This window comes from Nodosilinea sp. LEGE 07088 (genome assembly GCF_015207395.1).
In the GTDB taxonomy this organism is placed as follows: Bacteria; Cyanobacteriota; Cyanobacteriia; order Phormidesmidales; family Phormidesmidaceae; genus Nodosilinea.
The window spans coordinates 1-8460 of the sequence record NZ_JADEWX010000217.1 but is presented as its reverse complement, the minus strand read 5'-3'; the positions used below and the strand labels follow the sequence as shown (position 1 = coordinate 8460).

General features: G+C 47.2%; 7 protein-coding genes. 5 read left to right on the top strand and 2 right to left on the bottom strand.

The genetic code is table 11. The features are described from left to right. Positions 1-263 precede the first annotated feature (263 nt). The 5 genes from IQ254_RS27655 (at position 264) to IQ254_RS27635 (ending at position 4253) form a co-directional block, all read left to right on the top strand. Complete coding sequence (locus IQ254_RS27655; protein ID WP_193969369.1) at positions 264-479, top strand: KTSC domain-containing protein; 216 nt, start codon at positions 264-266, stop codon at positions 477-479. A gap of 220 nt (positions 480-699) precedes the next feature. Next, positions 700-2874, top strand: a complete 2175-nt coding sequence (locus tag IQ254_RS27650; RefSeq protein WP_193969368.1) for a phage infection protein — start codon at positions 700-702, stop codon at positions 2872-2874. 487 nt (positions 2875-3361) lie between these two features. Further along, complete coding sequence (locus IQ254_RS27645; protein ID WP_193969367.1) at positions 3362-3604, top strand: hypothetical protein; 243 nt, start codon at positions 3362-3364, stop codon at positions 3602-3604. Beyond that, on the top strand, positions 3594-3944 hold the full coding sequence (locus tag IQ254_RS27640; protein ID WP_193969366.1) for a type II toxin-antitoxin system RelE/ParE family toxin: 351 nt from the start codon (positions 3594-3596) through the stop codon (positions 3942-3944). The genes IQ254_RS27645 and IQ254_RS27640 overlap by 11 nt, the downstream gene beginning before the upstream one ends. A 90-nt stretch (positions 3945-4034) precedes the next feature. Beyond that, positions 4035-4253 carry a HEAT repeat domain-containing protein gene (locus IQ254_RS27635; RefSeq protein ID WP_228041159.1) on the top strand — a complete coding sequence of 73 codons (219 nt, stop codon included), beginning with the start codon at positions 4035-4037 and terminating at the stop codon, positions 4251-4253. Here the strand turns inward: IQ254_RS27635 and IQ254_RS27630 are convergent. Both IQ254_RS27630 and IQ254_RS27625 read right to left on the bottom strand, forming a co-directional pair. Next, positions 4250-5128: an IS982 family transposase gene (locus IQ254_RS27630; protein WP_193969365.1), complete on the bottom strand. Its 879-nt coding sequence runs from the start codon at positions 5126-5128 to the stop codon at positions 4250-4252. The genes IQ254_RS27635 and IQ254_RS27630 overlap by 4 nt on opposite strands. A gap of 35 nt (positions 5129-5163) precedes the next feature. Then, positions 5164-8145 carry an ATP-binding protein gene (locus IQ254_RS27625; RefSeq protein WP_228041158.1) on the bottom strand — a complete coding sequence of 994 codons (2982 nt, stop codon included), beginning with the start codon at positions 8143-8145 and terminating at the stop codon, positions 5164-5166. Between the last annotated feature and the right edge of the window lie 315 nt (positions 8146-8460).

Below are 8460 nucleotides of genomic sequence, written 5' to 3'. Positions count from 1 at the left end.
GAGCCCTGTTTTGCCTCTAAAAGAGCTGAAGCCCGGTATTATGACCGCATCTGGTTCTCTAGGATCCAATCCCTGTGCTGTCAATTACCACCCTGGGAGGCTGCCTAAAGATGTGTCAGGCAGTCAGCGAATAATGAACTAGTGATCGCCATCACTGACCAGCATCAAGTTACCCTAGAGAATACTAATATGTAGCAAAAGTTAAGGAAATTCTTACATCATCTTAATCTGACCAGCTTGTTGAATAATAAATAGTTAAAACCATGGGTAGAATTAAAGTTTCATCTTCTAACATTGCTTCAATTGGATATGAACCTAATTCTAGAGTTCTAGAAATAGAGTTTATAAACGGAGCAGTCTATCAATATTCAGATGTCCCAAAACTAGTTTACGAAGGTTTAATGGCAGCTAGTTCACATGGGAGTTTTTTGGATAAAAACATCAAAAAAGCTGGCTATCTATATCGAAGGATTGGATAATATATCTTAACCTTCAAATTTCACCTTTTCTCAGGCTGGCAACTGAAGTCTTCCCTTAGAAAAGCAATCAAAGATTTCTTGAAAACCATCTTATAGCACACAAGATACTCTATTTTGCAAAATTTTGTGCTTTATGTGATTAAAGTAGGCTATCTAAAACTCAAGTTTTTAATCAGTAATTTACCCAAATCCTTATTTGGATGCATAGCTAGGAGGTATTTTGAAAAACCTTAGTGTAACTCTTAGGAACTGCTACGGTATCAAGCAGTTCCAAACAAGCTTTGACTTTTCTAACTGTCAAGCAATCGCCATTTATGCGCCTAATGGCTGCATGAAGTCGTCCTTTGCAAAAGTATTTGATGATATAGCAAATAACTGTATTTCAAAAGACAGATTGTTTCCTTCACGGACAACAATAAGGACAATTGTAGACGAATTAGGGAATGAACTTGACAGTAATGAGATAGTAGTTATCTGGCCTTATGACGAAGTTTTTGGACATACTGAAAAAACATCAACCTTACTTGTAGATGCTACCCTTCGAGAGGAATACGAACAACTACATATAGCTATTAATCAAGCAAAGAACAGATTAATAAGTGGTTTGAAAGAAATTTCTAAAACCAGAAAAGATATTCAACGCGAATTATCTCTTTCTTTTACTGGAGATGAGGACAAATTCTATGAAGCCTTGGTGGATATTAACGAAGAAATTTCGACTTCGGCTAGTGATGCTTCCCTTGCATGTGTCCCCTACGATCAGATATTCAATGAAAAAGTTCAGTCATTTTTGAATACGGAAGATTTTAGTGCTTTGGTACAAGAATATATAGCAAGATATAATGAATTACTAGAAACATCACTATACTTCAAGAAAGGTACATTTAACTACTACAATGGAAGCACTGTAGCAAAGAGTTTGGCTCAAAACGGTTTCTTTGACGCTAATCACACGATTATATTGAATGCTACCGATGCCAAGCTAGTTGAAATTAAAACAAAAAAAGAATTTGAGAGTTTAATTGAGGCAGAGAAAAAACAGATAACTGAAGACACAGTTTTACGTAATAGATTCAAAAAGATAGAAGAGAAACTCAATAAAAACGTTGACCTAAGAAATTTTCAGGAGTTTTTGCTTGAAAATGAATATATTCTGCCATATTTTTCTGACATGGCAGAATTAAAGAAGATCTTCTGGAAGTCATATCTTGTAGAAAACCTGGACTTATGTGCGGACTTAGTAACTAAACATCAGAATGCAGAAAGACGAAAGAGAGAGATTGAGCTTGAGGCTAGAGACCAACAAACTCAGTGGGAATCAGTAATTGAAATATTTAACAAAAGATTCCATGTTCCTTTTAAGCTAGTAGCGAAGAACAAGACTGAAGTAATTCTTGCACAAGAACCACTACTGAAACTAGGATTTGAATTTGAAGATGGCACTGATCATACATCAGTGGAAAAGGATGAATTACTACAAGTGCTAAGCACAGGTGAGAAAAAGGCCCTTTATATACTGAACATAATTTTTGAGGTAGAAGTCAGAAAGAAGGCACGGCAAAATACTCTTTTTGTGATAGATGATATAGCTGATTCATTCGACTACAAAAATAAGTATGCCATCATTGAATATCTGCGCGATATTTCGCAAGAACCCTATTTTTATCAACTGCTGTTAACTCATAATTTCGATTTTTTCAGAACGGTTCAAAGTAGATTCGTGAAGTACTCAAATTGTTTGATGACTTACAAATCTGAAACCGAACTGAGATTAAATAAAGCCAAAGGCATCAAAAATATTTTCGTAAAAGATTGGAAACAGCATTTCTATAGCGACAATAAAAAGAAAATTGCTTCCATCCCTTTTATACGAAACCTTATAGAATATACAAAAGGAGAAGCAGATGAGTCTTACTTAAGGCTTACTTCTATGGTTCACTGGAAAGAGGATACTAATACGATTACCGTGCAGGATCTTGACAGTATATTTAACCAGGTTTTTGAATGTTCAAATTCTTCCATTATCACGGATCAGCCAATAATAGAAGTCATTGAAACATCAGCAACAGAATGTCTTCAGGATGATGAAAGTATTAATTTTGAAAATAAAGTAGTTTTATCTATTGCTGCGCGTCTTTTTGCTGAAAGATACATGATTCAAAAAATTAATGATTCAGCATTTGCAAGTGGAATCAGATCTAATCAGACAAAAGTATTATTTGATAGGTTCAAAGTTGAGTTTTCTCAAGAATACCAGTCTATTGATGTTATAGAAAGAGTGGTTTTGATGACGCCTGAAAGTATCCATCTAAATTCATTTATGTATGAGCCAATTCTAGATATGTCCGATGGACATTTGAAAAAACTCTTTGAAGAGATAAGAATTTTAGACTGACTAATCTGAAACTCTTAGTTGCTTACTCCTAGAGGGGCTCCTAGAAATTGCTATTAGAATTAGTAATGACATTACTATAGCTCGCTTGCCGCAGGCTACCCACGGCAGGGGGGCGACTTATTGTGCCAACGCTTCTGCGTCGGATATGGCCCTGGCGCTCCAGTGTCCTCCGGGGCAGGGGCGCAGGAGCGCCATCGGAGCATTCCCACGCGGAGCATAGGAATAATGGAAACGATGAGTTCTCGTCAATTGTTAAACGTCATCCGAGCCGCAAAGGGACAAGGGTGATGGTTATAAACCTCCTGGTGACTAGCCGAGAGCTAGTCGCGATAGACTGAGCAAAGCCAGCCTTCGCCATAACACCCCACAGGGCAGCCAGAGCAACCACACTCTGCATGAGAAATCACTTAGAAGATAGTGTTTGGGCGAAAATTATTATTATTTACTTAGACAAACTTAGTGAAGAACCTAACTACGGGGCTTAAATATGCAAGTCACCATTCAAATCCCTGATGACCTCGAACAGAAGCTCACAGAGCGAGCATCTCAACTCAACGTTCCTTTAGAGACATTGATTCTAGAGTCCTTGGTTCAACTGGTTGAGCCTTCCGGCCCCGATGATACTCCCAACGAAGTTATCCTCGAAGGGTTAAGGGAAGGCTTACAGCAAGCCCTCAACGGTCAAACCATCCCTCTCTCGCACATGTGGGATGGTATCGATGCCGAATGACCCAACACCAGTACAAATTGACCTGACCCCTCGCTTTCAAAAAGATCTCCGCACCCTGGCCAAGCGCTATCGCCGCATTCGCAGTGACTTGCAGCCCTTGCTCAATCAATTAGAGGCAGGTGAACTTCCCGGCGATCAAGTGTCGGGAATGAAGCTGACCATCTTCAAAGTTCGGGTCAAAAACAGCGATATTCAAAAAGGTAAAAGTGGCGGCTATCGAGTCATTTACTATTTGAAAGACCAAGACCGCATCATCTTAGTCACTATGTACTCAAAATCTGACCAACCCGACGTTGATCTTGAAACCGTTAGGCAGGCTATTTCTCAATACGAACAATAGAATCACTCGGATTCACTCAAGAAAATTGCTTCCTCTATGATTGAGCAAAGTCTCTACGCCTGATTTCTTACCCCTACTGTGGAAAGTCAGATGGTACAGCCAACCGATTACCGCCAGATGGTCTTAGACACCATTACCCATGCTCTCACCAGTGACCCCAACCCAGAGGTTCGCGCCAAAGCAGCAGAGTCCTTAGGCAAACTGGGCGATCAATCAACCACACCATTGCTGCTAGCATCTCTGGCAGACCCAAACCTGGCCGTACAATGCAGCGCCATCCAGGCATTAGGGAACCTGAGTTCGGGTTAAGCCGATGGAGGAAGGGCGAAGTCCAGATTGAGAGACGGCTTCTTGGGCTGATGGCAGTAGGCAATCAAGCCACAGATGACATTGACCATGAAGTTGGTGGGGCTGCGATGCCTGGAATGCTCAATTTGGGAAATGTTCTTGAGCTGGTCAATGACGGTTTCGATAATGGCGCGCTTGCGAGCCAGTAACTTGTCGGTGAGCCGCATCAGGTGGTTTTTCATGTTGCGTTTGGGTTTAGCAAAGAACTCAATGCCATAGGTCTCGAATAGCCGTTGCGCCAGCGCTTTAGAGACATAGCCCCGGTCAGCAAAGACCTTGCCATAAAGGCCTTCAAGCAAGTCCTCGACGGGCTTGCGGTCATCGGTATTGCCCGGCGTGATCTGGATATTGAGCAACTCCCCCCGTTCATTGACCACCAGGTGGAGTTTGAAGCCAAAGAACCAATCGACGGAGGTTTTGCCACGAGCGGCCAGGCCTCGAAACACCTTGTGGCGTCGAATCCGACGGTTGTGGCAAACCTTGAGGCTGCTGCTATCAATGAAGCTGATGCCGGTGCAGCCGCCAAAGCAGTGCTTTAGATACACGCACAGCGGCATCAGCGCTGAGGGCATCCATTCCACAAAGCGGTTGTAGCTGACCAGGCCGGGAAACGCCTCTCGCCAATGCACACAGACATGCTTGTTGTAGAACGTTTTGACGTTGCGATAGTGCTGCTGATGGAAGCACACCAAAATTGTCATGATCTCGCTCAAACTCAGCGATCGCTGGCGCTGACGGTGCTGAACGCCTTCACCCAGCAGCAGGGAGTGCCATTTGGGCTCGAACTGCTGGCAAAAATCATCAATGTGGCAAAACAGCTCTTCTAGACTGTCCATAGGGGGGCCTGCTGAATCGTTTCGGTGATATCAGCTTACAGAGCCCCTCCTTTCCTTATCCCGAACTGAGGTTGATTTACAGAACTAGCCGCTAGGGCTTGCACCATTTCCAGCGGTACCTGTTCAGCCCGAATCAATGACAGGTTTGCCTTCAAGCTGGTGACCTCCCCAGCACGGATCGCGAAGAACTCGCCGACCTGTTGGTTGGCGAGCTTGCTGGTAACATCTGTCTTGGCCTCGCTGAGCATAGGCTTCAGCTTGTTGAGGGCGGTGTTTTCCTTCACCTTGCCGACAAACCAGGACGAGATTTGATCTCGACACTTGTAGTCCAGATCGCCGGGGCTCTGGGTGGCGAGCAAAATGCCCAGCCCGGCGGAGCGGGCTCGCTTCAGCAGGCTTTCCATCGGCTCTTTGGTGGAGGGTTTGCCCTGAGCGGGCAGGTACAGATCGGCCTCATCAAACAACACCACCGCCTGGAGCTGGCCCGAGGGGTGTTGCTGGGCATAGCGGTTGAGGTTAAGCAAAAACTGCGACACCCAAAACAGGATGCTGGCGTTGTCGCCTAGGCTGCCCAGGTTGATCACCGATAGCCGAGTTTTCTGGGGGTGAGACGAGGCCAACAGCTGCTCGGTGGACAGTTGTTCGCACTGAGGATTGAAGAGGTGCCCGGCCATCAGGCTGAGGGTCTGGAGGTCTTCCGCCAGCTTTTTGCAGTGCTTCGGGTCTAATACCCCGATCGCATTTACCAGCAGTGGATCCTGCTCAGCGATGAAGGAAATCAGCCGGTCGATGCTCAGGGGGTTGTCTGTCTGGAGGGTGCTGAGCACGGCGATCGCCTGCCCCAGAATCGCCATCCGGATTTTATCCAGCCCCGCCGACTTATAGCCCATAATGCCGCCCAGAGCGGCGGCGCAGTAGTTAGCCATTTGCTGCCGCTCAGCGCTGGGTAGTTGCCCCAGGCCCGGCGGGGTAATGGCAATGCTCAGCGGTCGCCCAGCGTTGCCCAGGGTACCAGGGGTGTAGACCGCAACATCAGTATGGTCGCGCAGCAGTTGCCGGTAGGCCATCAGCCGAGGATTGTCGGTGGGCTGTTCCCACGCCTCGGGGTTAGCGTAGCTGCACAAATCGCCCTTGCGATCGAGCAAAATGGCAGGAACGCCCCGCAGCAACAGTTGTTCGATCAAGGTCAGGGCCAGGGTGGTTTTACCGCTGCCCGAGCCCCCCAGGAACGCGGCGTGGCGCACCAGCGCTTCCCGAGGCAGATCCACCGGAGTCGGCACTGTGGTACGGGTTTGGCCCAAGGGAATGGCTGACACTGGCTCAGGTAAGGTCGGTTCGGCCTCAAGGTCGGGACTTGGTTTTGGTGCGTCTTCAGGAGCATTATCCCCAGGCTTTGTGGCTGGCGGCTGGGGCGTTGGTGGGGTCGGCTGAGGCTGGCTGCTGGACGTAGAACCGGCGGCAATCTTCAGGTTGGCCAAATCCAAGATGCGCTGGAGCGAGGGCAATTGCGACAGGGGTTTCTCGGCCTGGAGCCAGGCGGGGTATTCGGGGCGATCGCCGTACTGCTGCTCGAAGCTCTGAATCGCCAGCATGGTGCGCCAGTCAGAATCGGCCACCTGGGCGCGACGACCTCCCTGACTAAGAAAGGTACCAATCTGCTGGGCAATCTGGGTTCGAGGATTGTTAGGAAACTCTGTGGTGCGTAGGGCAACGGGAATACGATCACCAGCGTTTTGCTGAAGCTCCCGAATTTGTTTGGCTAGAGCACCACCCTTTGAAGACTTCTGACATAAACCCAGCCGTAAAGATTCCCTAGAGTTATTTGGCTCCAGGTGCAGGTCTGCGGTCATGTACTCCCCATCGATCTGGGTGGTGAAGTGGTAGCCATGGCCCAGTTCTTGCCCACAGCGCTGGATGCTATTGCCCATGAGGTACACTAGATCGCGATCATCGTCGGAAGGCTCAAAACTCTCTGCTAAATGGTCATTCCAATGCTGGCTCAGCTCATAGTCTTCTGAAGGTTTCGACCCATTTTCAGACCCCGAGGCAGTGGCATCCAGGTCGGGTAATTGTCCTGTGGTGATGCTTTTTTCTCGCTGACGGCGACACCATTCCAAGACATCGCGAGTTGTCTGACCCGCTAGCGTCTCAGCGATAGAGTCAGGGAAGGGATATAACGCCTCGTCACTGTTGACCGATATTTCTGCCAATTCGTAAAGATTTTGCAGTCGCCGCGAGAGAATTTGCCTGACTTCATCTTCTGAACGCCGGGCACTAAGGCTTATGGGGGTCGGATCTAGCTCTAGACGATCGAGATGGGATTTTGGCAGGTGTTGTTTCAACAGATCGTAAAAGCTCTCTAGGCAGGAGAGCACGACGATGACGTTGGGAATCTCAGCTAGCGTAACGATGGTCTGAACAGCACGCCGGAAACGCTGACCAGCTTCATCCATACTGTGAATATCTTCGAGCTGGTCTAAGCAAACGACAAAGGCCCCGCCGGTAACTGCTTGAATCAGCAAGGCAAAAGACCGTAGCATCCGCAGGGGATCATCATCGTGATCGCGGCCGACTACCCCACCTAAAACTCTACTGTCGTAGGGGGTTAAGGGTTCGCACCGCAATAATTTAAGAACTTTAGCGCTGATAGCAGGCTGGCCAGGTTGCAGGTATAGCAGCGCCCGAATAACGTCGATATCAACCCCATTAAACTGTGGCAGGGCAATCACACGATCGGCGATTGGGTAGATTAAATCGATTAGCTCTTCCTGGGATAGATCGTCTTCTTTCAGGAGAGCAAGTTCATTAGGTGTAACGACGCCTGAGCTTTCGGCTAGGGCATTAGAGAACTCAATCAGTCCAGTTTTTGGCCCAAAGGGTTCGTAGTAAGGCTTATCGAAAGAATCGATGGTGTTCCTCAGCACATACCGAGCATAGTTCGACACCGCAGAGGTCATCTGCATGTAGCTAAAGAAGCCCTTCTGTTGTTCGTGGGTTTGATTGCGAAAAAACCGCATCAAATGAGTTTTACCCGCCCCCGACTCTCCCAGTAGCAATAGGATGCGGCCTGAATCGCTAGCGGCAGAACTATCGGCTCGATTTAGGAGCTGCTCGTAGGCTGAGCGGGCTTCTGGATGAATAGTGTCAACGTCGTATAGGTCTGGCTGCCAGATTTGGTGTTGGTGGGTGACGGCATGAAAAACATCTTAACGGGTGACAAGGGTACTCAACGTCATGCGGTACAGGGCTTTGAGACAATAAAGGGGACAAAAAATAGGGAGCCTCAGTGCAGCTCCCCTAAACCAATATGTTTCCTGCATCCTACCAAACCA

Bases quoted from the DNA above. Each gene is read 5' to 3' on its own strand.
- IQ254_RS27645 (WP_193969367.1), top strand. From the start codon at position 3,362: ATGCAAGTCACCATTCAAATCCCTGATGACCTCGAACAGAAGCTCACA.
- IQ254_RS27630 (WP_193969365.1), bottom strand. From the start codon at position 5,128: ATGGACAGTCTAGAAGAGCTGTTTTGCCACATTGATGATTTTTGCCAG.
- IQ254_RS27635 (WP_228041159.1), top strand. From the start codon at position 4,035: ATGGTACAGCCAACCGATTACCGCCAGATGGTCTTAGACACCATTACC.
- IQ254_RS27640 (WP_193969366.1), top strand. From the start codon at position 3,594: ATGCCGAATGACCCAACACCAGTACAAATTGACCTGACCCCTCGCTTT.
- IQ254_RS27625 (WP_228041158.1), bottom strand. From the start codon at position 8,145: ATGCGGTTTTTTCGCAATCAAACCCACGAACAACAGAAGGGCTTCTTT.
- IQ254_RS27655 (WP_193969369.1), top strand. From the start codon at position 264: ATGGGTAGAATTAAAGTTTCATCTTCTAACATTGCTTCAATTGGATAT.